The organism is Cryptosporangium phraense (assembly GCF_006912135.1).
In the GTDB taxonomy this organism is placed as follows: Bacteria; Actinomycetota; Actinomycetes; order Mycobacteriales; family Cryptosporangiaceae; genus Cryptosporangium; species Cryptosporangium phraense.
In genome coordinates, this window is the sequence record NZ_VIRS01000012.1 from 73,889 (window position 1) to 96,581 (window position 22,693).

The window sequence follows — 22,693 nt, forward strand, 5'->3', positions numbered from 1 at the left end:
CAGTCTCCTAGTTGAGGTTGATGCTGATCTGCGTGAGATCGCCGCCCGACGTGCGCTTGAAGATCGCGTTCTGTGAGAGGAAGTAGACGACACCATTGGGCCCGGCCGCTACGGCATCGACGTACCGGCCGCTGACGAGTTCCCGGGCCGAGCCGCCGTTCCGGAGCTCGCACACCCCGTACGAGCCGACGTAGAGCGCGTTCTCGGAGCTGATGCCGAGCGCGTCCGGGCCGTTCGCGACGATCTTCGACGGGCAGTCGGCCAGCGTGCCGCCGCCCGCGACCGGCTCGATGTCGCCGTTGACCTGGAAGCCCCAGATGATGTGGTGCCCCCGGTCGGCGACGTAGACCCGGCCGTCGCTGCCGACCGCGATCGAGCGGATCTGGTCCAGCGCGGCCGAGCTGTCGGGCGTCCCCGCCGTCGTCTCCTCGGTCGGGTTCTCGGCGACGACGGTCAGGCCCTTCGTGCCCAGCCGGCGGACGCGCTGGGTGCCGCTGCCCGACTCGGCGATGTAGAGCTGGCCGGTGCGGCTGGTGGCGATCACGAAGAAGTTCGGCAGCTGGGCCGCCTGGGGGTTCGTCAGGTCGTCGCTCTCGCTGGCGGTGGGCTGGCCGCCGACCACGGTCCGGATCTTGCCGTCCGCGGTGACCTGCCGGATCCGCCGTTCGGCGGTGTCGGCGATGTAGAGGCTGCCCTCGGGCCCGATCGCCAGCGACTGCGGGTACGCCAGCTGGGCCTTCATCGCGGGCCCGCCGTCGCCGCCGGACCCGGGGCTGACCTCGGGGCCGGTGCCGGCCACGACCGACACCTGGCCGGACGGCGTCACCTTGCGGATCTGCCGGTTGGAGACGTCGCTGACGTAGAGGTTGCCGGAGCCGTCGACGACCAGGCCGCGGGGCGTGGTCGTGCGGATCGCGATCTCACCGTCGCCGGAATCGGACTTCCAGGGCGCGAGCACGGCCAGCGTCACGCCGGTGACGGCCAGGACCGTGACCGCGCCGATCGCGCTGAGGATCCCGGGACGGCGGTACCAGGGCCGGCGCGGACGCCCGCCCTCGTCGGCCGGCGGCCAGTCGTCCGGATCGTCGTAGTCGGGGAACTTCGTCTCCGGCGGAGGCGGCCCCTCGTCGAAGGCCGGGCGACCGCCCGACCGCGGGAAGCCCGACGTCGGGGCACCGGAGATGGGGGCGCCGCTGACCGGGGCGCCACTGACCGGAGCGTCGAGAGCGGGGGCCCCGGAGACGGGGGCGCCGCTGGTAGGGGAACCGGCGAGGGCCCGGTTCGGACTGGTCTGACCGGGGACGGCCACGCTCGCGCGGGCGGTCAGCGACCGCTCGTCGGCCTCGAGCGACCCCATCCGGGTCACGCCCTCCATCCGCCCCCGGGCCGCGCTGCGGACCCGGCTCGACACCCGGATCGGCACCGAGACCTGGTCGAGCCAGTCCACGCCGAGCGCCTCGGCCGCGCCGCGGCCCAGGTCGATCGCGAACTCGTGCGCCGACCGCTGCCGGTCGTTGGGGTCCTTGCTCAGCGACTGGTCGAGCACGGCCGAGAGCGACCGGGGAACAGTGAGCAATCGCGGTGGTGGCACGTTGACGTGGTGGTGCAGCAGCGCCGAGAGCGGCAGGTCGCGGCTGAACGGCAGCTTCCCGCTGAACAGCTCGTAGAGCACGACGCCGAGCGAGTAGACGTCGGTCGCCGGGCCGATCCGGAACCCCTGGATCCGTTCGGGCGCGGTGTAGGCGGGTGTCCCGGAGGCCGCGCTGACCAGTGACGCACCGTCGGAAACGGTGCCGAACCCGACCAGCTTGAGGATTCCGTCGTTCGTGTAGAGCACGTTCTCCGGGCGGACGTCCCGGTGCAGCAGGCCGCGCTGGTGGACCGCAGCCAGCGCGTCGGCGATGGCCAGACCGGCGCCGCAGGCTTCGATCGCCGTCAGCCCGGGCCGTTGATGCAGCATCGGGCCGGTCACCCGCTCCATGATGAGCAGGCAGAGCCCTTCGCTCTCGACGTAGTCATGAATCCGCACGATGTGCGGATGGTCGAGTTCGGCGAGCATCGTCGCCTCGGAGAGGAAGCGCTCGCGGAGCTCCGCGTCCGTTTCCCCGTCCGCCAGCACTTTGACCGCCGCTTGCCAGCCGATCCGCCGGTGACGGGCGGCGTACACGACGCCGTACCCGCCTCGGCCGATCCGCTCACCGACCTCATAGGCCGGTATGGCGGCGCCCAAGCGCTCGCGATTCATCAGCATGACCCACGTCCATCCGGCATCTCGGGCTCCGCTGCCACCACCGCTGATACGAACGCGATTCTGCCGAGCTAGGGGGACTAGGGGGAATTGGCGGCGAAAAGTATGGCTAGATGCCGACCGTCTCGGTAACCGAACTCCTCTGCCCTGATTACGTAACGTCCGCCGAACGGCCCATCTGTTCATGATGCGGAATCCGCAGGAGCGGCGTAAGGCCATCGATCGGCGGCCGCCGTGGCGCAGGCGACATCCTGCTCCACCGTGCCGCCGCTGACGCCGACCCCGCCCACCACCCGCCCGTCGGCCCAGAGCGGCTTGCCGCCGCCGAAGCAGATGTACCGGCCCCCGGCGGCCGACGCCAGGCCCTGGAGCGGGCCGCCCGGCGCGGCCAGCGCCCCGAGCACGTCGGTGGCGACCCGGTGGGCCACCGCGGTGTAGGCCTTGTCGACGGCCAGCGTCGGGCCGGCGATCTCGGCGGCGTCCATCCGGACGAACGCCACCAGGTTGCCGCCACCGTCGACGACCGCGACCGAGACGAGCGCCCCCAGGCCCTTGGCCGTGGCCAGCGCAGCGGCGCAGAGCAGCAGCGCGGTGTCGAGGTCCGGCCCGATCGTCTCGGGCCCGATCATGCTCATCGACGCCAGGCTTCGGCGACGGCCTTCAGCCTGCGGTGCACCCCGCCCATCGCAGTCACGCCCGGCAGCGCGGACTTCGGCATCTTCGCGGTCATCGTGTAGACCGTGTCGACGACGTTCGCGACCGGCGTCAGCGTGGCCTGGGAGACCAGCTGGTAGGCGTCCAGGGTGCTCAGGCCGGTCTCGGTGGCCACCCAGCCGACGAGCTCGGAGTGCGCGATGCGGAACGCGTCCTCGAGCGGCTTGGTGGACCCGGTCGTGATCAGGTAGTCGTCGCTCTCGATCCGCGGCCAGCGGCAGGGCCGGCCCTTGAGCACGTCGACGACCAGCGCGGTGTCCATCGCGGTCTCGACCGCGACACCGCAGGTCTCGCCCTCGCCCTGGCGGGCATGCCCGTCGCCGAAGCTGAACAGCGCCCCGGGAACGTTGACCGGCAGGTAGCAGGTGACGCCGGCCCGCATCTCCGGCGTGTCCATGTTGCCGCCCCAGTCGCCGGGCGCGAGCGAGTTGCGGACCTCGCCCAGCGCCGGCGCCACCCCGACCGTCCCGTGCATGGGGTCGAGCGGGAGGTCGACGGTGAAGTCCGAATCGAGGGCGCGGTAGCGCACGGTGCGGGCCACGCGGTCGAGGTCGTAGATCCAGGTGCGCTCGGGCAGCGCCTGGTGGAGCAGCGGGGTCACCGGGGTGGCGGTGAGCGCCCCGAAGAACGGGACCGTGGTGCTGACGCCCCAGGTCTCCCGCGGCTCGATCGAGATGAAGTGCACGGCGAGCGTGTCGCCGGGCTCCGCGCCCTCGATGTGGAACGGACCGGTCTGCGGGTTGAGGTAGCGCGGGTCGCACAGCTCCGAGCTGCGGTCGTCCACCGAGCGGACGACGCCCGCGAAGCAGTCTCTGGTCCAGGTGGTGAGTACGGTGCCCGGCCTCAACGACGCGACCGGGGCGGCGCCGCCGAACGTGTAGACGAGTCCGGCCGGATCGACGTCGGGGTCCGGTTGGTAGTCGAAGCTGGGCACCGCCGGCCTCCTCAGCGCTCGTGCGACTCGGCCATCACCGTGGAGCCGATCCGGGCGTACCGCTCCGGGCTGCGGTACTTCAGCGCCAGCGCGATGACCGCACCGACGATGCCGATGCCGAGCACGATGTACGGCGTCGCCTTGAACACCGGGCTGCCCGCGGCCGCACCGGCCGCGAAGTCGATGTTCGTGAACAGCAGATAGACGACGTAGAGCATGCCGATCGCACCGATCAGCGGGGCCAGGAACGTGCGCCACCAGCTCGCGGTCTCCGGGTGCTGCTTGCGCACGTGGAAGTACCAGATCACCGCGATGGAGCAGATCGCCTGCACGATCAGGATCGCCATCGTGCCGAGGATCGCCATCAGCCCGTACTGGTGGACGTAGGCGACGTCCGGGGCCGCGTCGGTCGGCTTCTGCAGGAGGAAGAAGCCGAGCGTGATCAGCAGCGTGATGACGGTCTGGGTGATCGACGCGATGTGCGGCGAGCCGTGCTTGCCGTGCGTCGAGCCGAGCGTCTTCTTCAGACCGTCGACGACGCCGTCGCGGCCGAGCGCGTACAGGTACCGGGAGGCCGCGTTGTGGAACGCCAGCGCGCAGGCGAACGAGCCGGTGACGACGAGCACCTCGTAGACGTCCTTGACCCAGCCGGCCAGGAACCGGTCGGTGATGCCGTAGAACAGGTCGAACGCGTTGCCGGTGCTGCCGCGGGAGATCGCCACGGCCTGGTCGAGCCCGTTGCCGGCGATCGCCATCCACGACACGAACGTGTAGAAGAGGCCGAGGCCGATCACGGCGATCATCGTGGCCCGGGGAACGATCCGCTTCGGGTCCTTCGACTCCTCGCCGTAGACCGCGGTGGTCTCGAACCCGACCCAGGACCAGAACGCGAAGAACAGCCCGATCGCCGCGCTGCCGGTGATCGCCGCCTGCGGGTCGCTGGCGACCGCACCGAACGCGTTGACCGGGTTGATCGCGCCGGCCTCGATGCCGTCGGGGCCGCCGCCGCGGACCAGGATCGCGATGCCCAGCGCGGCCAGGATGACGACCTCGGCGACCAGGAAGACGCCGAGGATCTTGCCCGACAGCGAGATCTCGAAGTACCCGAGCGCGGCGATGATCGCGATGCCGATCAGCGCGTAGACGATCCAGCTGATCTTGGGCCCGCCGAAGTTCTCGATCGTGCTCTTCGTGAACGAGGCCAGGATGCCGATCAGCGACGCCTCGAACACGACGTAGGCGAGCGTCGCCATCAGGCCGGCGCCCATGCCCCAGACCTTGCCCAGGCCGTGCGAGATGAAGCCGTAGAACGCGCCGGTCGTCGTGATGTGCTTGGCCATCGTGACGTAGCCGATCGCGAAGATCGTCAGGATCACGGTGGCGAAGAAGAAGCCGGCCGGTGCGCCGATGCCGTTGCCGTAGCCGATCGCGATCGGCACGTTGCCGGTCATCGCGGTGATCGGGGCCGCGTTGGCCAGCGCGATGAACAGCACCGCCCAGAGCCCGATCGTGCCGGGCTTGAGCCGGTGTACCTCGTGGGGAGCCAGACCTTCGGACTCGGCTGAGACGTCTTCTGTGGTGCTCACGGGCCCACGCCCTTCCTGACTGACCAGCGGAATGGAGAGTTCGCCAGGGCGCAGCGTCGCGTCCGGTTGTCGAAGGAATGGGAGCGACTGATGTTCACCGTCGCGACACCGGGGATCGTGGCACCGTGAAGACCCTCGATCAATAGCGGGACCGTTACGGTCCTGTTTCGGTGCGACCGATTGACGAATCGGTCTGACCAGGGTTAGTTAATGGCTCTACCGCAGCGCGGCGGATTGCTCCCCCGGCCCCGGCGCGGAAGGTCGTGTTCATGACCGTTCAACCCGACCAGTCCACCGATCGAGTCGCCGAGCTCGCCGCCGCACTGGCCGGTGGCGGTTTCCCGTGGGCCTCCAAGGACGCGATGCTCGAGGCGTCCCAGTCGTACTGGAACCCCGGGAAGACCCGGTTCTGGATCGACGAGGGCGTCCCGCTGGTCATCGATCGGCGCGAGGGCTACCACCTGCACGACGTCTCCGGGCACACGCTGATCGACGTCCACCTCAACGGCGGGACGTACAACCTCGGCCACCGCAACCCCGACGTGCTGGCCGCGGTGAAGAACGCGATGGACCGGTTCGACGTCGGGAACCACCACTTCCCGTCGATGGCCCGCACCGCGCTGGCCGAGGCGCTGGTGCGCACGGCTCCGGCCGGCCTGACCAAGGTGATCTACGGCAGCGGCGGCGGCGAGGCGATCGACATCGCGATCAAGTCCGCCCGGCACGCCACCAAGCGGCGCAAGATCGTCTCGATCGTCAAGGCCTACCACGGGCACACCGGCCTGGCCGTCGGCACCGGCGACGACCGGTTCTCGCGGATGTTCCTCTCCGACGCCCCGGCCGACTTCCCGCACGTCGAGTTCAACGACCTCGGGGCGATGGCCGACGCGCTGCGCGGCGACGACGTCGCCGCGGTGATCATGGAGACGATCCCGGCCACCTACGGCTTCCCGATGCCCGCCCCGGGCTATCTGGCCGCGGTCAAGCGGCTCTGCGAGGACCACGGCACGCTCTACATCGCCGACGAGGTGCAGACCGGCCTCGGACGCACCGGCGCACTCTGGGGCATCACCAAGCACAACGTCGACCCGGACATCCTGGTCACCGGCAAGGGGCTGTCCGGCGGGATCTACCCGATCACCGCCGTGCTCGCGACCGACGAGGCCGCGGCCTGGCTCACCGAGGACGGCTTCGGCCACATCTCGACGTTCGGCGGCGCCGAGCTCGGGTGCGTCGCCGCGCTGTCGGCCCTGGACCTGACGCTGCGGGCCGAGACCAGGGACAACGTCGAGGCGCTGAGCGGCATCTTCGCCGAGGGGCTGGCCGCGATCCGGGCCGAGTTCCCCGACTGGCTGGTCGGCATCCGCAAGGACGGCGTGGTCATCGGGCTGGAGTTCGCGCACCGCGAGGGCGCCAAGTACGTGATGCGCCGGCTGTACCAGGGCGGGATCTGGGCGATCTTCTCCACGCTCGACCCGCGGGTGCTCCAGTACAAGCCGGGTCTGCTGGTCACGCCGGCGCTGGCGGCCGACATCCTGGAGCGCACCCGGGAGGCGATCCGCTTGTCGAAGGACGACGCCCGGTGATCGCCGAAGCCGCCGTGGCCCGGTACGGGCTGACCGCCTCGGTCGAGCTCCTCAACGTCTCGGAGAACGAGACCTATCTGGTCCGCGCGGCCGATTCCACCCGGGTGCTGCGGGTGCACCGGCTGGGGTACCACCCGCCGGGCGCGATCCCGTCCGAGCTGGCCTGGCTCGACGCGCTGCGCGCCGAGGCCGGGGTGCGGACCCCGCGGGTGATCCCGGCCGCGGACGGCTCCCGCGTGGTGACGGTGGCCGACCCGGCCGGTGGCCCGGACCGCGACTGCGTCCTGTTCGAGTTCCTCCCCGGCCGGGAGCCGTCCGAGGACAACCTGCGGGCCGACTTCGAACCGCTCGGCGCGCTCACCGCGCGCATGCACCAGCACGCGCGTGGGTGGGCTCGCCCCCCGGGGTTCGTCCGTTTCCATTGGGACGCTCCGGCCGCGTTCGGTTCTTCCGACGGCCCGGGACGCTGGGGCGACTGGCGGGCCTCGCCGGGCGTCGGGTCGGCCGAGCTGGCGGTTCTGGAGCGCCTCGAATCGACGCTGCGCGACCGGCTGAAGCGCTTCGGCCGCAGCCCCGAACGGTACGGGCTCATCCACGCCGACCTGCGCCTGGCCAACCTGCTGGCGTCGCCGGACGGGGTGAGCGTCATCGATTTCGACGACTGCGGGTTCGGCTGGTACCTCTACGATCTGGGTGCGGCGCTGAGTTTCGTCGAGCACCTGCCGGAGGTGCCCGAGGTCATCGACGCCTGGGTCCGCGGATACCGCTCGGTGGCCCCGCTGTCCGCCGAGGACGAGGCCGAGATCTGGACGTTCGTGCTGTTCCGGCGTCTGCTGCTGACCGCGTGGATCGGGTCCCACTCTACTGTGGACATCGCCGCGGAACTGGGCGCGGGCTATACGGCGGGCTCGTGCGCGCTGGCTGAGCAGTACCTGTCGACCCACACCTGAGGGGGATCCCATGTTCACTTCACTGGCCGGGCGATCGGTGATCGTCACCGGGGGCTCGCGGGGTATCGGGAAGGGCATCGCCCGGGTCTTCGCCGACGCGGGGGCGTCCGTGTTGATCGTCGGCCGCGATCTCGGGGTGGCCCAGGCGGCCGCGGACGAGATCGGGGCGTCGGCGGTCGCGGCCGACATCTCCACGGTGGACGGGTGCCGGGCCGTCGCCGAGGCGGCCGTCGAACGGCACGGCGGCATCGACGTCCTGTGCGCCAACGCCGGGATCTTCCCCGACCGCAAGCTCGCCGACCTGACCGAGGCCGACGTCGACGAGGTCTTCGGCACGAACGTCAAGGGGACGATCTTCGCGGTGCAGGCGTGCACCGCCGCGCTGGCCGCGTCCGGGCACGGGCGGGTGATCCTGACGTCGTCGATCACCGGTCCGATCACCGGCTACCCGGGCTGGTCGCACTACGGCGCCAGCAAGGCGGCCCAGCTGGGCTTCCTCCGCACCGCGGCCCTCGAGCTGGCGCCGGCGAAGATCACCGTGAACGCGGTGCTGCCGGGCAACGTCCTCACCGAGGGGCTCAACGTCCTGGGCGAGGACTACCAGCGGGTGATGGAGGCGTCGATTCCGCTCCGGCGGCTCGGCACGGTCGAGGAGATCGGCAACACGTGCCTGTTCCTGGCCACCGACGAGGCCGCGTTCATCACCGGCCAGACGATCGTCGTGGACGGCGGTCAGACGCTGCCCGAGACGCTCGAAGCGATCGCCACCGCGTGACCGACGGCACCGCGGTCGAGGCGGCCCGCAGCCGGATGCTGGAGCTGATCACGTCCGGGTCGCTGGAGCCCGGACAGCGGCTGGGCTCGGAGCGCGAACTGGCCAGCGATCTCGGGGTCAGCCGCACGACGCTGCGGCAGGCGCTCGGCGTCCTCGAGCAGTCCGGCGTCGTGCGCCGGGTCCCCGGCCGGGGCGGTGGCACGTTCGTCAGCCGGGCCAAGATCGAGCGGGACCTCTCCCGCGTGGTGGGCGTCCCGGCGCTGCTGCGGGCCCAGGGGTTCACCGCCGGGTCGCGGGTGATCAGCGCCGGGATCAGCGCGGCCGACGACGCGACCGCGGCCGCGCTCGAGCTCGAACCGGGCGGCCTGGTCGTCGAGATCGTGCGGATCCGGCTGGCCGACGGCCTCCCGGTGTCGCTGGAGCACGCCCGGCTGACCGCCGAGCGGTTCCCCGGGCTGCTGGAGCTCCCGCTCGGCGGCTCGGTGTACGAGCTGCTCGACGAGCACTACGGGGTGCGTCCGACCGAGGCCGTGGAACACATCGAGGCGGTGGCGGCCGGCCCCGACGAGGCGTCGGTGCTCGACGTCGCGGCCGGGGCGCCGCTGCTGTCGATCACCCGCACGGCCACCGACGCGGCCGGCGTCCCGTTCGAGTTCTCGCACGACCTGTTCCGCGGCGACCGCACCCGGATCCTGGTGCGGGCACCGGGCGCGACCGAGCTCGGCGTCATCAGCTAGGCGCGGGCCCGCTGCTCACGACGGACGGCGGTGGCGCCGGCGTCGTCGTCGCGACCGCGCCGGTCGTCGGCAGCGGGAGCGACGAGGACTGGTTCGGCTTCGGTACCGGCGCGGTCTCGCCCGGCGAGGCCTCGACGCCCCGGGACGCCGCCGGCGGCGCCGGTGTCTCGGCCCGCGGATCGGCCGGGGTCGCGGGCAGCTTGCCCGACGGCGTGGGTACCGCGGTGGGCGACGGCCCGGCCGGGGCCGGGACGGCCGGTTTGCTCGCCGGCTGGTGACTGGGCCGGACCGGGGTCTCGCGCACCTGGGTGACCAGCACCAACACGGCGATCGCGGCGAACGCGGCGGCCAGGGCCAGACCGGTGAACAGCCAGCGGACGTTCGACGCGGGCGGGCGGGCGCTGCCGGTCGGGGGCGCGGGCGGGCGGAGGTCGGCGGCGGTGATCGATTCGGCCCGCGCGGCCAGCGCCGAGCTCAGCCGCCGTTCGGTGTCCGTGAGCGTCATCTCCGGGCCTCCAGCAGCTTCTCCAGCGCGTCGAGGGCTCGGCTGGCGGTCGACTTCACGGTTCCGCGCGAGATGTTCAGCGTCTCGGCGATCTGGGCTTCCGACAGGTCGGACCAGTAGCGCAGCACCAGCACCTCGCGCTGGCGCTGCGGGAGCGTCCCGAGCGCGGCGAGCACCTCGCGGTGCTCCTCGGCCAGGATCACGCCCTCGTCGGTGGCCGGGGGGTACTCGACCCGCGGCGGTGCGGCCCGGAACGTCTTGCGACGGCGCAGGACGCTCCGGGCCGCGTTGACCACCGACCGGTGCAGGTAGCCGTCCGGGTTGTCGACGCCCGCCAGCGCGGCACCGTGGCGGCGGTACGCGGCGGCGAACGCGTCCTGGACGACGTCCTCGGCGGTGGGGAGGTCGTCCACCAGCAGGACGGCCAGGCGGACGAGCGCGAGCCGGCGGTGGTGGTACAGCTCGACGAGCGTCTGGTCGCTGCCGTTCGGGGCGGCCGGTACCGCTCCGGGGGCGCCCCAGGAGAGCTCTTCCGAGCCGATCGGCAGGGTGCCGGGGTCGGCGTCGGCGCCGGCGACCCAGCGCGCCAGCCAGCCCCACCAGCGTCGCTTGGTGGGGGCCGGGGCCGGCAGCAGGAACGTCGTCACCTGGCCATCCTCATCGAGTCGACTGCTTCGGCGCCACCGGCGCCGGGTGCGCGGGGGTTGCGCTCACCGCTGGCGCGGGATCAGCCGGAACCGCGCGGGGCGCGGCGGTCGTGGCCGGCTTCGGCCGCGCCGGGACCGCGGTGACGGCCGGCTCGGGCTGGGCCGGGACCGGGCGCGGGGCGGCGGTCGTAGCCGGCTTCGGCCGGGCCGGGACCGCCTTGGGCGGCGCGGTCTCGTCGACCGGGGGAACCGGCGCCGGGGTGACCGAGGTGCAGTCCGGCGCGGTGGCCGGCGGCGACGCGGGCGCCGGGGTCGCGGTCGCCGGCGACTTGGCCGGCGCGGGCGGCGCGGTCTCGGCCGGGACCGGCTGGGCGTCCTTCGGCGGCGCGGGACGCGCCGTCTTCGGCGGGGCCGTCTCGGCCGGGACCGGGACCGGCGCGGCCGTCTGGGCCGGGACCGGCGAGGCCGCCGTCTTCGGCGGGACCGGCGCGGCCGTCTGGGCCGGCTCGGCCGGAGTCGCGCAGTCCCGCGGCCCGTCGACGGTCGGGCTCGGCACCGCTGCCTTCGGCGGCACAGCCGTCTTCGGCGGCACCGGGGCCGGTTGCTTCGACGCCTGGGCGACGGTCGGCGACGGCACCGGGGCCGGGCGCCCGTCCGACGACATCGCGGCGTTCGCCGCCAACCCGCCTCCGACGACGAGGGCCACGGTCGCCGCCGAAGCCAGCAGAAGCGTGCGGGTACGAAGTCGGGGCACGGACACGACCATCTCCCAGGATCACGGGCCGCGTTCCGGCCCTTCACCCGTTCAGACGCCCGACCGAACCCCAGGTTGCTTCACACCGGCGACAAAACTCGATCCGTCCGCAGCCGGTACCCGCGCTTGATCACGGTCTCCACCAGATCCGCCGCCCCGAGCGCCGCCCGCAACCGCGTGATCGCCATCTCCACCGCGTGATCCCCGGCACCCCCGGCCGGCAGCACCGCACGCAGCTCGGCCCGGCTGAACACCCGCCCCGGCCGCGACGCCAGCGACCGCAGCACGGCCATCGACGCCGGCGGCGCGGGCACCAGCGCCCCGTCGAGCAGCACCGCGAACCCCCGCACCTGCACGGTGTGGTCCTGCACCCGGAACGTCGGGTACTTCGCCGGCAGCGCGTCGGAGACCGTCCGCACCATCGCCGCGAGCCGGTACCGCTCCGGGCTCACCACCGGAATCCCCCGCCGCTCCAGCACCGACGCGGTCACCGGCCCGACGCACACGGCCAGCACCGACGACGAGAACGCCCGGACCACGGCCTCGCCGCGACCGGCCTCGTCCGCCGTGGCCAGCAGGTTCGCCGACGCGGCCGCGCTGGTGAACGTCACCGCGTCGACCGCACCGGCGCAGATCGACTCGACCAGCCGCCGCAACGGCGCCCGGTCGTCCGGCGGCCGCCACCGGTACACCTCGACCTCGACGACCTCGGCACCGGCCGCGACCAGCGCCGACGCGACGTCCCGGAGCGGCTCGCCGTGCAACTGGATCGCCACCCGTTTGCCGGCCACGTCGGCGTCCAGCAAGTAGGAAAGGACCTCGGCGCTGGTCTCGGAGGAGGCGCTCCACTCCTCGGTCAGGCCGGCGGCGCGGATCGCGCCGCGGGCCTTGGGCCCGCGGGCCAGCACCGTCGCGTCGGTCAGCACGGCCCGCAGCGGCTCGGCCAGGCCCCAGCCCGCGGTGGCCTCCAGCCAGCCGCGGAAACCGACGCCGGTGGTGGCGACGACGACGTCGGGCGGGTCGGCGAGCAGGGCTTCGGTCGTGGCCCGGAGCATCGCGTCGTCGCGCAGCGGGACGATCCGCAGGGCCGGGGCCAGCACGACCCGGGCTCCCCGCCGCGCCAGCAGCGCGGCCAACTCGTCCCGGCGACGTTCGGCCGTGACCGCGACGGTGAAGCCGTCGAGCTCACCCACGCGACAGCTCGACCTCCACCATGCCGTCTCGGACCCGGACCGGCCAGGTCGGTAGGGCGGGTACCGCCGGGTCGGACAGGCACTCCCCGGTCGCGAGGTCGAACACCCGCTCGTTCAGCGGGGACGCGACCGCGCGGCGGCCGTTGCGGATGCCGACCAGGCCCCGGGCCATCACCTGCGCCCCGGTGTGCGGGTCCCGATTTCCGACGGCCTGGACCTGATCGTCCCACGATCGGAAGAGCGCGATCTGGGCGCCGTCGAACAGGGCGCAGGCTCCGCGCTCGGGCAGCAGGTCGGTCAGCCGGCAGGCCACGCGCCACTCAACGGCGATCAGCGAAGCGGTCATCATTACCTCCCGGGTCGGGCCCGGTCCGGGTCGCCGGGGCTCGCCGACCAGGTGCACCGGTCCGGATCTAGACGCTCAGAATCCGGTCGATATATGTCAGAACGGTTTCGCACCGAGTTCCCCGGCGAAAAGATCCGTTGGCCGGAGCAGAGGTTCCAGCCGAGCGCGGTCGAAATGACGCTTCTGCCCGGGCCAAGGGCCGGGTGGCCGGACGCCGCAGCAGGTCGTCGGTGGGATCCCGATGGCGGGGTCCGCCGCGGCGGGACGGAGCGCTAGCGGCCGTGGGAGAGCGCTTGCGGTCTGTTCAGGGACCGGGAGCGCGGCGGCACGGGTCGTCGCTGACCTGCGGTCCCGGGCGCTGGCCCGCCGGGTGAGGGGTGCGCCGGTTGACTCGACCGTGGTCCGGGCCCACCCAGCACGATTCACTGGCCGGACGAGGCGGGTCAGCCGCCACTGGTGCTGCCGGTCACCGCCGGACAGGCCGCGGACTCACCCCAGTTTCGGCCCGTGTTCGAGGCCGTCCGCGTGACCCGCCGGCCGGCGGACCGGCGGACCGGCGGGCCGGCGGGCCGGCGGGCCGGCGGGCCGGCGCCGAATTCTGAGCCACTGGGCCCGCCTGTGGTGACGTGGGATACCTGCCACGAACCCGGGCCCGAGCAACCGCATCGACCAGCGCAAACGCCGAGGCCGCGACGGCGGCCACCCACCAGCGTTCGACCGTCCGCTACCGGCGATCGCCGCGATCAACGACTGGCTGCGCAGCTTTCCGAACAGGCCCCAGGCGCACTCCTCGCCGCAGCCGGCGATCTTGCGGGGCGTGCGCAGCCTCCACCCACCAGCGTGGGCGCATCATCGGAGCGCAGGACCCTGGTAGACACCGCGTCGAGCAGCCGTGCGCCGACCGAAGCGGGCCGCCCCGGCGCCGAAGTACGCCGAGCTTGGTCGACAGGTCCGGTCCGGCCGAAGACGCCTCGCCGACGACCAGCCGATCGGCCACCACCCCGACCATCGCGTACCGGGCCCTGGATCGCAACGCGCTCGCCCAGATCACCGGAACGTCGGCGCGGCACAACGAATCGCGAGAACGCCGGGCTCGGGCACCCGAGTTCAGCCGCGGCCATCGAGCCCGGGCCCGGCCACCGGCCACCGGCACTATCAGCCCAGCACCGGGCCGTCGGTCAGCGTGGCAGAAACGGCGCGCCCGGCGGCGTCCGCAGGCACGGAAGCAGGACCGACCCGTCGTGCACCCGAGCACCGGGGTAGCGGACGGAGGCCGCGGCCTCCAGGCCGAGCAGGCCTGGAGGCCGATCGCGGCCGATCGCGGCCGGTCGCGGCCGGCCGACAACAGCCGCGCGTGCGCCGAGCACGCCTCCGCACCGAGCACGCCTCCGCGCCGGGCGCGCCGAGCGCGCTCGCTCGCCGAAACGGCGCGCCACGACCCGCGGCCGCCCGGGCCGGGCGGTCAGGGCCTCAGAACGCCGAGTACCGGCGCCGCTTCACGACCGGCTGCTGGTCGTTCTCGTCGCGCACGATCTCGTGCGTAACCCCAGGAGGCAGCGGCTCGCCGCTCTCCGGGTCGACCTTCGTCGCCGCGCGGGCCTCGCGCTCGACGTCGTCGGCCTCGACGACCTCGCCGCGCGCGATCAGGTCGGCGAAGAACTTCGCCTGCTCCGCAGCGTCCAAGGACGGCTTTGCAGCGGACATGTCTGCCTCCCGAACGTCGGCGGGTGCCGCCAAGGGCTTACCCGTCGCACTCGACGGTAACTCGCCCCGGCCCGTAAAGGACCAGGGCGAGCGACCCAATCTCAGTCGAACACTCGGCGCTGCAGCTCCAGGCCGTGCCCGTTGTCGGCCACCTGATGCGTCCGGAGCGTGCTGTCGACGGCCGTGGCCGGCGTGAACCCGCGCCGGAGCTCCCGCGGGACCGCGACCCGGCCCTGGCGGAACAGGTCCTCGACGAACGCGGCCGCGACGTCCTCGCCCGGGGTCGGCTCGAGCTCACCGCGGGACGGCGCAGCCGGCGCGACCGCGAACCGCGGGGCGTCGACCGGAGCCCGAACCGTGAGGACGTCGGCCAGCCCGTACTGGCGGCCCGGCACCTCGACCGGGGACGTCGACGCGGGGGGCGACGACGGCGGGCCGGCGGTCATCTGCCGGCCGGGCGGCTTCTCGTCCGGGGAGTCCCCGCCGTCGGACAGGGCCTCGGCCGACGCCGGCGACAGGATCCCGTGCCGGACGAACGCCGCCTGCAGAGCCTCGGTGTACCGGCCACCGAACTTCTCCTGGTCGGCCTCGATCAGGTGCGCGGCGACCTGGGCGTAGAACGCGGGCACGGCCGCGGTGCCGACGACCGCGGTGACGAGCAGCGTCGCCGCGTCCTCACCGGCGGTGCGCAGCGCCGCGTCGTCGACCGGGGCGCCACCGGCGACCGTGTGCACCATGCCGGCCAGCGAGCGCAGGAACGCGCCGGTGAAGACCCGGGAGAACGAGTGCGGCTCACTGGAGAGTTGGCTCGCGGGCGCGCTCGGCGGCAGCGACACCGGGTCGCGGTAGAACAGCTCGTTGGACGCGTTGCGCAGGCAGTCGGGGTCGGCGGACGTCGGCGCGAGCTGGCGCACCGCCCAGCCCAGCTGCTCGGCCAGCCGGGACAGCCGCGACGACCGGGAGAGCTCACCGCCGGTCTCGCCGATCACCTGCTCGCGCAGCGTGGCCAGGCGCAGCCCGGAGAGCACCGCGGTCATGTCGCCGAACGACTCGTGGAAGGCCGCGATCTCGGCGCTGGCCGCGTCCCACATCCACGGGCAGAGCGCGTCGAGCACGGCGTGGCCGGTCTCGTGGCTGACGATGTCGGGGCTCTCGCCCGACCAGACCGTCACCCCGGAGACGTGCTGCCGGAAGAACGAGAGGCCCTGCCGGTCGTAGTAGGCGTTGAGGTCGGTGCCGGCCTCGAGGTTCGCGATCAGCGTGTCGCCGACGGCCGGGTTCCAGGACGCGCCGTCCGGGAACGCCCCGGCCGGGAACAGCGGAGCGTAGAGCGCGACCGTGCGGCCCAGCGCCTCGGCCGCGGTCCAGTACCGCACGACGCCCTCGGAGTCGGCCGGGACGCCCCCGGCGACGTCGATCGGCAGCGGCGCCGTCCGTAACGGTGGCCGGGCACGTAAGACCGGGGTCCTGGTCGAGGGCGGGGCGCCGGGATCGTCCTCCCAGACGCTCACCTCGTCTGCGGTCGGAGCCGCGGGGTCCCCTGCTTCGCGCACTGTCGTCACTACGTCGATCCTCCTCCGTCGTCACTGACGGTCCCCATCATGGCCCTTTCCCGCCACCGGGAAACGGCGGAGTGAGCAATGCCCAAATGTCGGTTAACGCCCCGTTTGCCACACGGCTGTACAGCGGAAACAGCAGCCTCGGTTCTTGATCGAAAAACCCAACTTTAAGACTGCTTTTAGGGGTTTTTATGTGCTTTCGTGGAGGCAGCACTTTACGAGGAAGGGAGCGCTCGCATGACGATGCTGGGGACACACGCCACGGGGGCGCTCTGGGGAGCCCCGGATCCGGAACCGCCCGAGCAGGCGTTCGCCGACGTCTTCGGGGACGCCGACCGGGTGCGCATCGCGCTCTGGATCGACCGGACGGCCCCGTCGCACGGCGGCCTGTTCTGCGCCGACACCTGCGCGAACGAGCTCGACCTCCCGGAGTCGACGGTGCGCGGCGCGCTCGGCCCGCTGCAGCACGTCGGCATGGTGCGGTACCGCGGCGGGCTCTACGCCCGCTGCGACCACACGCTCTGGACCGTGCTCAACGTCTACCGCAACTACGCCGGACCCGCGCCGACCCCGGCTCCGTCGACGATCGAACCGCCGACCGAGCCCCAGGACACGCGGGCCGCCACCTTCTACTTCGGCTGAGGCGAGGCCTCAGAGGAGTTCCGCCGCCCGGTCGATCAGAGCCGTGACCACGGCCGGGCGCTCCCGGAGCTGCCAGAGCCACTCCGGGCCGTCACTCTCGGCGGCGAGCTTCTCCGCCTCTTCGACCAGCAGGATCCGCAGCTCCTGCGGAGCCATTAGGTCCTCCACCTTCGCCACGAACCGGCGCAACAACGCCCCGGCCGCCGCGACGTGCTCGGTTCCCACGACCCACCGCCCCCGCTGCTCGATCACCACTTCGGCGACGTCGTCGCTCGCGGGCCCCCCGGCCAGGTGACTGAACTCGACGTCCGATCGCAGCCCGGCGACGTCCAGGCTGAGCACGGTGCGGTTGGCCTCGGCCAGGCCGACCAGCGCCGCGTACTGCTCCGGCCGCACGTCCCGCCAGGCGACCAGCGCCGCGGCCAGGTGCCCCGCGGCGGTGCCGAGATCCGGTTCGTCCTCCGGCCACGCTCTCGTCAGCGCCGACGCGAACGCGCCGCGTCGCACCCCGTCCACCAGAGGACTGACGACGGACGGGCTGAGCCGCACCCGATTCCCGGCCGTCGGGACGCAGGTGTAGTAGCCGACGCTGACGATGAGCGCGACCAGCAGCACCCGTCCGGTCGGGTCGACGTGCGGCAGGAACGACTTCTGGTCGAGCCAGCGCTCCGGCCGGGCGACCAGCCCGGACGCGGACAGCCGGCTCCGCACCCGGTCGGCCAGGACCGATTGCGCGCAGCTGACGACCCGCGCGTGCGTCCACGGCTCGCGGTCGGGCTGACGCTGCCAGGCGACCACCACCCGCTCCTGCGCGTCGAGCGCGAGCTCGTCGCAGACCAGGCAGTGCTGTGAATTCGGATCGCGCAGGAGCGGGCTGCGGGTCGCCAGACAGCGGCGCCCCTGGTGCAATTGCTGACGCTGGCGCGTCAGCGCACTCCACACCACGCGAGCGAGCTCCGTGGTGTCCCGGTCCGGCGCGAGGCGGGCCGGACCCGCCGAGACGACGACCACCCCAGCCCCCATCAGTCGGTCCGCTTCCGTGACGAAAGTTTCACAAGTTGCAATTCACAAGTCTCTGACACCGAGCAGTGCCCGCGCGCCCGCTGAAAAGTGGTCATCGTTGCGCCCTCAACCAGTCACTCGGCGTAGAGGACGAGGACCGAGCACGGTGGTCGACGGACGGAGGATCCCGTCTTCGAGCGCCCGCTCGCGCAGGTCGAGCTTCGTCCGCGCTGCCCGCCCCGCGTCGTCGTACTTGGCCCGCACGCGGTCCAGGTAGCCCTTCGCCGTCGACGGCTTGACGCCGAGACGGCGGGCCACGTCGGTCATCCGCAGCCCGGACGCGTACAGCCGCAGCGACTCGGTCTCCTGCAGGCTCAGCGACGGCCGGGTCGGCCGTTGGTCGCTGCGCAGCGCGAAGGCCAGCGCGGGGGTCATGAACTTGTGCCGGGCCGCCGCGGCCCGCACTGCGGCCCGGATCTCGGTCGGGTCCGGGCTCTTGTGGACGTAGGACAGCGCGCCGGCCTCGATCGACTCCACGATCAGGTCGGTGTGGTCCTGCGTACTGATCGTCACGACCGCGGGGCCGGCCTCGGTCACCGCGGCCACGTTGTCGCCGACCGTGCTCCCGTCGCCCAGCCAGACGTCCAGCAGGACGACGTCCGCATCCCGGCCTCGGCCCCGGAGCAGCTCGTCGACCGACTGCGCGAGCTCGATCACCACGAGTCCGCTGTCGGCCGGCGCGAGCCAGGCCGGTAGGCCCTGCAACACCAACGGGTCATCATCAACAGCCGCCACTGTGATCATGAAACCCACCTCACCTCCACCCAGAAACTGCTCGAACCTGGTTCTTCGACATCAGTGCTGACCGTGCCGGGTATCGCCGCGCGAACCCGGTTGAGCAGCGCACTCATGGCGTCCTTGACCGCCGTCCGCTCCGCGGACACCGGCAGGAGCACGGTGGCCGACGCGTCCCGCACGCAGCCGCTCAACGTCACGACCGCTTCACCGGGGCTGGTCAGCCGGAGGATCGCGAGCACGGCCGCGACCAGTTCGGCCCGGACCGGCTCGGGAACCTCGCCGAAGTCGGGCGCGATCCGCGCCTCGAGCGTCGCCGACCGGTCCGCGGCCGCTCCGGAGAACGACGAGACCAGGTCGCGGCGCCACACCGAGTGCTCGCCGGCCTCGGTGAGTTCCGAGAGCATCGCCCGCAGCCGGCTGGCCTCGATCGCGCAGCGCGCGCGGACCTCGTGGTCGGCCGGGTCGAGCTCTTCGTGGGCCAGCGCGCGGACCAGCGGCCGGAGCGAGGCGCCGAGCTCGCGCTGCCAGCGCTCGCGGTCGTGCGCGACCGCGGCCAGCGCCTCCCGGCTCACCTGGATCTGGGCCGCCTCGCCGACCGCGGCCTCGGCCAGCGCGCCGTTCCGGCGCACCAGCCCGTAGGCGACGACGGTCGCCAGCTGCAGGACGAGCGCGCAGAGCAGCGCGGTGACGATCCGGACGACCGCCTCGGCGTCCGGGCCCACTTCGATCAGCACGGCACCGACGGACAGCGCGACCCCGGCCGCCGACCAGCCGAGGTACTCGGCCAGCGGGCGGTGCAGGGCCAGCAGCGCCAGCGGCCAGCCGACCGCGCCCGGGATCCAGTTGATCCAGAGCACGACCTGGTCGGTGCCGTGGATCGCCGAGAGCGCGGCCGCCGCCGCCAGGAGCACGGTCAGGCCGGCACCGATCCGAGGCCCGGCCGGGAGAGGCCTCGTCGGGCCGTGCGCCGCGACCCCGACCACGACGGCCGCGATCGTTCCCCAAGCCAGCGATTCGAGCCAGAACGGCCGGTAGTCGGCGCGGGCCGAGAGCACCAGCGCGCCGCAGTAGAGGAGCCAGACCAGCGCGATGACGACGAGCGCCCAGGCCATGCCCGCGCGGTAGCCGGCCGCGACCGCGTGGTCGTCCAGGCCGGGCTCGGCCGAGGCCGGCGCGCCCCGCCAGGTCAGCGTCACCTCGGTGCCCTCGCCGGGCGCGGAGGTGATCTCCGCGGTGCCGCCGGCCGCGGCCATCCGCTCGACTAGCGACCGGCGGACCCCGGTCTGCTCGGGGGTGGTGGCGGCCGGGTCGAAGCCCCGGCCCTCGTCCCGGACGACGATCTGGACGCCGTCCGGCAGCGTCGTCGCGCTCACCTCGGCGTGGTCGACGCGGGCGTGCCGCTCGACGTTCGAGAGCGCCTCGCGCACGGCCCCGGCGAGCGCGTCGGCGGCCTGGGACGGGATGTTCGGCTCGTCCGCGGGCAGGTCGGTGCGGACGGCCATCGCCCGGCAGCCGGCTTCCCAGGCGATGCCCGCGAACAGCCCGGGCGTCTTCGGGGCCTCGTCGAGCCGGTCGAGCAGGCTCAGGTCGCGGGCGCAGCGGGCGCGCACCAGATCGCGGCGGGAGCTCAACGTGTTGCGGGCGACGACGGTCAGCGTGCTGAGCACGGTGTCGTGCAGGTTCCGTTCGAGCTGCCGACGGCTGTGCAGGCGGCTGCGCTCGACGGTGAGCTCGGCCCGGGCCCTGGCCACGTGATCGAGCGTGGCGTCGGCCTGCCGGGCCCCGCGGCGGATCAGCCGCATCACGGCGACCGCGAGGAAGCCCTGCAGGACGAAGATCGCGGCCTGGTTGTCGTGGTCACCGACCAGCGACTTGCCCCCGGCGACGACCCCGGTGAGGAACGCGACGCTCTCGGCCGTCGCCAGCAGCACCGTCCACCCGGGAGCGAGCGCCCAGGAGGCGACGAAGATCGCGACGCTGGCCCCGCCGACCACCCAGGTCGTCGGGTCGCCGACCTCGGGCAGGATCCACGGCGCGGCCGCCAGGTAGGCGCAGAACAGCAGGCTGTCGGCGACCGCCACCCACGGGACTAATCGGCCGCCGCGCAGGAACCAGGCGTAGGCGGCTCCCCAGGCGACCGTGCTCGCGACCGCGACGTGCTGCCAGGCCGGGACGTCACCGCCGGCGAACGCCTGCGGATAGGCCATCAACGGGGTCAGCGCCGACCAGGCGCCCCGGAAGATCAGCGCGATGCGGGCGGCGGACGCGTCGAGGGCGTCCTGCGCAGCGGTACCACCGGAGGTGACCGCGGATCGTTCCGCGAACACGCCCTGGGTACCGCTCGTGTCGGGTGCCAACACCCTCGCCGCCATGATGGAACTGCCTCTCCGTCCCCCCGGCAGCGCCCCCCGGCACCGCCGTCCACCGTCCACAACCGATCGTTCTGTGGACGCCGAGAGGCCTCACAGTGCCAGCCCCGGAAATTGAGCTCCACCGTGCTAGCCCCACCGTGCTAGCCCGGAGCCGGCCAGTGCCCCCGCACTCTCGGTCGATGCAGTCTAGCTGCGACAACGCACCCGGGAGGAGTGGTTCGGGGAAGGCAAGGGGGTCTGGTGCCCCTAGAGAGGGGGCAGGATCAAACCGGGCACGAGTCCGTCGGCGATGAGGACCTCGATCCAAGACGCGAGAACGCCGTCCTCGACCGTGCCGGCCGCGGCGGGGTCGTTCGGAACGGTCACGGGAGGTGGAGCGGGCAGCATCGGGTGCGCGCCGGACGGCTCGGCCATCGCTCCCCCTCCACCCACAACCGTGCTAGCCCCCAATCTGGCCAGCCCCGCTCGCAGAATGATGACGGACACGCCTTCCGGACGGGCACGGCGTGGAGCAATCTGCGCAAACTTTCTGACGGACGCAGCCTGATTCGAGTTCAGTCCACATCGTGGACACCCCAGGGTCAACCGCCGACCGGCCAAGGGTCGGCGGTTGATCAGCCGAGGGTCACCAATCGGAGCCGGCGCGCTCGACCGACACGATCTCGGGGCCGCGGTCGGTCCAGCGGTAGCGGGACATCGTGGTGAGGCGGGGCGCGTACACGTGGATGCTGACCGCGGGCTCGGGCCCGTCGTTGACCACGTCGTGCAGATGGCGCGGGCCGAAGACCCGGCGCTGCGAGGCGGTCAGCGTCCGGCTGTGCGGCTGGGCCGACGCACCGGCCGGCGTGTCTTCCCGGAGACGGCCGCGGACGACGGCGAACGCGCCGGCCGAGCCACCGTGGTCGTGCAGCCCGGTGCGCTGGCCGGGCCACCAGCTCAGCAGCCAGGCCTCGACCGGGAGTTCCGGCACCTCGAGGCGGCCGTACCAGCGCTGGTCGACGTCGTACCGGACGATCGAGGCCCAGTCGACGGTGGCGACCAGGTCATCCAGCACCGCGCCGAGGCGGAGGCCGGTCGGGACAGGGGCAGTTTGAACGGTCATTGGTGCTCTCCAAGGCAGTCGATGGCGGGATCGGGACGTCAGACGACCGATCAGCGACATCGCCCCGCAAAGCACTCTTTGCTCATGGGCCCAGTAAATCACATAACCCCTACCAGTTTGGTAGGGGTACTGACGGAGGAGGCGTCAGTTGGGAGACGTTCCGGCCGCCGCCAGCTCGACCGCGTGATCCAGCGAGGTGGCCGTGGGAAGCACGGTCGACAGCCCGGAGATCGCGAACACCGCCTCGACGTCCGGCCGCAGCCCGCACACGACGAGGGCGCCGCCGACCTGCATCACCCAGCGGGCGTGCGTCGCCACCGTGCCGAGCCCGGTGGAGTCGCAGAAAGTGACGCCCGACAGATCGAGCACCAGGTTCTCCCGGCCTTGGTCACGCAACGCGTCGAGGGATTGGCGCAGGGTGCCCGACGTGGCAATGTCGAGTTCCCCGGAGAGCCGGAGGACACCGACGTTGTCGGCCTCTCCAGCATTGCTGACGATGACGGACAAGTTCATCTCCACCCCTTCAGCGCGCGCCACTG

At 72.7% G+C, this 22,693-nt stretch carries 22 protein-coding genes; 5 read left to right on the plus strand and 17 right to left on the minus strand.

What is annotated here, in order from left to right:
• Nucleotides 1-7: 7 nt before the first annotated feature.
• The 4 genes from FL583_RS18195 to FL583_RS18210 all read right to left on the minus strand — a co-directional run bounded on the left by FL583_RS18195 (nucleotide 8) and on the right by FL583_RS18210 (nucleotide 5,482).
• Entirely contained in the window at nucleotides 8-2,251 is a 2,244-nt protein-coding gene (locus FL583_RS18195; RefSeq protein ID WP_170323722.1) for a serine/threonine-protein kinase, read from the minus strand.
• 179 nt (nucleotides 2,252-2,430) lie between these two features.
• Nucleotides 2,431-2,883: a GlcG/HbpS family heme-binding protein gene (locus FL583_RS18200; RefSeq protein ID WP_205752246.1), complete on the minus strand. Its 453-nt coding sequence runs from the start codon at nucleotides 2,881-2,883 to the stop codon at nucleotides 2,431-2,433.
• Nucleotides 2,880-3,896: an acetamidase/formamidase family protein gene (locus tag FL583_RS18205; protein ID WP_142705874.1), complete on the minus strand. Its 1,017-nt coding sequence runs from the start codon at nucleotides 3,894-3,896 to the stop codon at nucleotides 2,880-2,882. Before FL583_RS18205 ends, FL583_RS18200 begins: the two co-directional genes overlap by 4 nt.
• Before the next feature lie 11 nt (nucleotides 3,897-3,907).
• Nucleotides 3,908-5,482, minus strand: coding sequence for an APC family permease (locus tag FL583_RS18210; RefSeq protein ID WP_142705875.1), 1,575 nt, complete (start codon nucleotides 5,480-5,482; stop codon nucleotides 3,908-3,910).
• Between the two features lie 362 nt (nucleotides 5,483-5,844).
• On the opposite strand from FL583_RS18210, the gene FL583_RS18215 reads away from it, so the two are divergent.
• Genes FL583_RS18215 through FL583_RS18230 form a run of 4 tightly spaced genes read left to right on the plus strand, consistent with a single transcriptional unit; the run spans nucleotide 5,845 to nucleotide 9,530 of the window.
• A complete protein-coding gene (locus FL583_RS18215) occupies nucleotides 5,845-7,068 on the plus strand; it encodes a class-III pyridoxal-phosphate-dependent aminotransferase (RefSeq protein WP_420843159.1) in 1,224 nt (407 codons plus the stop codon).
• Nucleotides 7,065-8,018 carry a phosphotransferase enzyme family protein gene (locus FL583_RS18220; RefSeq protein WP_142705877.1) on the plus strand — a complete coding sequence of 318 codons (954 nt, stop codon included), beginning with the start codon at nucleotides 7,065-7,067 and terminating at the stop codon, nucleotides 8,016-8,018. The genes FL583_RS18215 and FL583_RS18220 overlap by 4 nt, the downstream gene beginning before the upstream one ends.
• Nucleotides 8,019-8,028: 10 nt before the next feature.
• Nucleotides 8,029-8,793 (plus strand): 3-oxoacyl-ACP reductase FabG, encoded by a 765-nt coding sequence (fabG, locus tag FL583_RS18225; protein ID WP_142705878.1) that lies wholly within the window; start codon nucleotides 8,029-8,031, stop codon nucleotides 8,791-8,793.
• Nucleotides 8,790-9,530 (plus strand): GntR family transcriptional regulator, encoded by a 741-nt coding sequence (locus tag FL583_RS18230; protein ID WP_205752247.1) that lies wholly within the window; start codon nucleotides 8,790-8,792, stop codon nucleotides 9,528-9,530. The genes fabG and FL583_RS18230 overlap by 4 nt, the downstream gene beginning before the upstream one ends.
• On the opposite strand, the gene FL583_RS18235 is transcribed toward FL583_RS18230, so the two are convergent.
• The 7 genes from FL583_RS18235 to FL583_RS18265 form a co-directional block, all read right to left on the minus strand.
• Entirely contained in the window at nucleotides 9,523-10,035 is a 513-nt protein-coding gene (locus tag FL583_RS18235) for a hypothetical protein (RefSeq protein ID WP_142705879.1), read from the minus strand. The genes FL583_RS18230 and FL583_RS18235 overlap by 8 nt on opposite strands.
• Entirely contained in the window at nucleotides 10,032-10,682 is a 651-nt protein-coding gene (locus FL583_RS18240; protein WP_142705880.1) for an RNA polymerase sigma factor, read from the minus strand. Before FL583_RS18240 ends, FL583_RS18235 begins: the two co-directional genes overlap by 4 nt.
• A 10-nt stretch (nucleotides 10,683-10,692) precedes the next feature.
• Nucleotides 10,693-11,436 (minus strand): hypothetical protein, encoded by a 744-nt coding sequence (locus FL583_RS18245; protein WP_142705881.1) that lies wholly within the window; start codon nucleotides 11,434-11,436, stop codon nucleotides 10,693-10,695.
• 80 nt (nucleotides 11,437-11,516) lie between these two features.
• Complete coding sequence (locus FL583_RS18250) at nucleotides 11,517-12,629, minus strand: uroporphyrinogen-III synthase (protein WP_142705882.1); 1,113 nt, start codon at nucleotides 12,627-12,629, stop codon at nucleotides 11,517-11,519.
• Nucleotides 12,622-12,975, minus strand: coding sequence for a nitrite reductase small subunit NirD (gene nirD / locus FL583_RS18255; RefSeq protein ID WP_142705883.1), 354 nt, complete (start codon nucleotides 12,973-12,975; stop codon nucleotides 12,622-12,624). Before nirD ends, FL583_RS18250 begins: the two co-directional genes overlap by 8 nt.
• A 1,470-nt stretch (nucleotides 12,976-14,445) precedes the next feature.
• The gene (locus FL583_RS18260; protein WP_142705884.1) at nucleotides 14,446-14,679 is read right to left on the minus strand and encodes a hypothetical protein; all 234 of its coding nucleotides are present in this window, start codon (nucleotides 14,677-14,679) and stop codon (nucleotides 14,446-14,448) included.
• Between the two features lie 101 nt (nucleotides 14,680-14,780).
• Nucleotides 14,781-16,241, minus strand: coding sequence for a gluzincin family metallopeptidase (locus FL583_RS18265; RefSeq protein ID WP_142705885.1), 1,461 nt, complete (start codon nucleotides 16,239-16,241; stop codon nucleotides 14,781-14,783).
• A 234-nt stretch (nucleotides 16,242-16,475) separates the two neighbouring features.
• Here FL583_RS18265 and FL583_RS18270 point away from each other — a divergent pair, with 234 nt between their 5' ends.
• Nucleotides 16,476-16,880 carry a hypothetical protein gene (locus tag FL583_RS18270; RefSeq protein ID WP_142705886.1) on the plus strand — a complete coding sequence of 135 codons (405 nt, stop codon included), beginning with the start codon at nucleotides 16,476-16,478 and terminating at the stop codon, nucleotides 16,878-16,880.
• Nucleotides 16,881-16,889: 9 nt separating this feature from the next.
• Here the strand turns inward: FL583_RS18270 and FL583_RS18275 are convergent, their stop codons facing one another.
• The 6 genes from FL583_RS18275 to FL583_RS18295 form a co-directional block, all read right to left on the minus strand.
• Nucleotides 16,890-17,903, minus strand: a complete 1,014-nt coding sequence (locus FL583_RS18275) for a hypothetical protein (RefSeq protein WP_142705887.1) — start codon at nucleotides 17,901-17,903, stop codon at nucleotides 16,890-16,892.
• 105 nt (nucleotides 17,904-18,008) lie between these two features.
• Nucleotides 18,009-18,686: a response regulator gene (locus tag FL583_RS18280; RefSeq protein ID WP_142705888.1), complete on the minus strand. Its 678-nt coding sequence runs from the start codon at nucleotides 18,684-18,686 to the stop codon at nucleotides 18,009-18,011.
• The gene (locus FL583_RS18285; RefSeq protein WP_142705889.1) at nucleotides 18,683-21,052 is read right to left on the minus strand and encodes a sensor histidine kinase; all 2,370 of its coding nucleotides are present in this window, start codon (nucleotides 21,050-21,052) and stop codon (nucleotides 18,683-18,685) included. The genes FL583_RS18280 and FL583_RS18285 overlap by 4 nt, the downstream gene beginning before the upstream one ends.
• 246 nt (nucleotides 21,053-21,298) lie before the next feature.
• Complete coding sequence (locus FL583_RS40200) at nucleotides 21,299-21,466, minus strand: hypothetical protein (RefSeq protein WP_170323723.1); 168 nt, start codon at nucleotides 21,464-21,466, stop codon at nucleotides 21,299-21,301.
• A gap of 211 nt (nucleotides 21,467-21,677) precedes the next feature.
• Nucleotides 21,678-22,154 (minus strand): cysteine dioxygenase, encoded by a 477-nt coding sequence (locus tag FL583_RS18290; RefSeq protein ID WP_142705890.1) that lies wholly within the window; start codon nucleotides 22,152-22,154, stop codon nucleotides 21,678-21,680.
• Between the two features lie 144 nt (nucleotides 22,155-22,298).
• Nucleotides 22,299-22,667 carry an STAS domain-containing protein gene (locus FL583_RS18295; protein ID WP_142705891.1) on the minus strand — a complete coding sequence of 123 codons (369 nt, stop codon included), beginning with the start codon at nucleotides 22,665-22,667 and terminating at the stop codon, nucleotides 22,299-22,301.
• Nucleotides 22,668-22,693: the final 26 nt, after the last annotated feature.

What these genes read in the sequence shown, in the direction of transcription:
- FL583_RS18290 (WP_142705890.1), bottom strand. Translation starts at nt 22,154, where the DNA reads ATGACCGTTCAAACTGCCCCTGTCCCGACCGGCCTCCGCCTCGGCGCG.
- FL583_RS18260 (WP_142705884.1), bottom strand. Translation starts at nt 14,679, where the DNA reads ATGTCCGCTGCAAAGCCGTCCTTGGACGCTGCGGAGCAGGCGAAGTTC.
- fabG (WP_142705878.1), top strand. Translation starts at nt 8,029, where the DNA reads ATGTTCACTTCACTGGCCGGGCGATCGGTGATCGTCACCGGGGGCTCG.
- FL583_RS18285 (WP_142705889.1), bottom strand. Translation starts at nt 21,052, where the DNA reads ATGGCGGCGAGGGTGTTGGCACCCGACACGAGCGGTACCCAGGGCGTG.
- FL583_RS40200 (WP_170323723.1), bottom strand. Translation starts at nt 21,466, where the DNA reads ATGGCCGAGCCGTCCGGCGCGCACCCGATGCTGCCCGCTCCACCTCCC.
- FL583_RS18200 (WP_205752246.1), bottom strand. Translation starts at nt 2,883, where the DNA reads ATGAGCATGATCGGGCCCGAGACGATCGGGCCGGACCTCGACACCGCG.
- FL583_RS18280 (WP_142705888.1), bottom strand. Translation starts at nt 18,686, where the DNA reads ATGATCACAGTGGCGGCTGTTGATGATGACCCGTTGGTGTTGCAGGGC.
- FL583_RS18215 (WP_420843159.1), top strand. Translation starts at nt 5,845, where the DNA reads ATGCTCGAGGCGTCCCAGTCGTACTGGAACCCCGGGAAGACCCGGTTC.
- FL583_RS18275 (WP_142705887.1), bottom strand. Translation starts at nt 17,903, where the DNA reads ATGGGGGCTGGGGTGGTCGTCGTCTCGGCGGGTCCGGCCCGCCTCGCG.
- nirD (WP_142705883.1), bottom strand. Translation starts at nt 12,975, where the DNA reads ATGACCGCTTCGCTGATCGCCGTTGAGTGGCGCGTGGCCTGCCGGCTG.
- FL583_RS18195 (WP_170323722.1), bottom strand. Translation starts at nt 2,251, where the DNA reads ATGCTGATGAATCGCGAGCGCTTGGGCGCCGCCATACCGGCCTATGAG.
- FL583_RS18235 (WP_142705879.1), bottom strand. Translation starts at nt 10,035, where the DNA reads ATGACGCTCACGGACACCGAACGGCGGCTGAGCTCGGCGCTGGCCGCG.
- FL583_RS18270 (WP_142705886.1), top strand. Translation starts at nt 16,476, where the DNA reads ATGACGATGCTGGGGACACACGCCACGGGGGCGCTCTGGGGAGCCCCG.
- FL583_RS18295 (WP_142705891.1), bottom strand. Translation starts at nt 22,667, where the DNA reads ATGAACTTGTCCGTCATCGTCAGCAATGCTGGAGAGGCCGACAACGTC.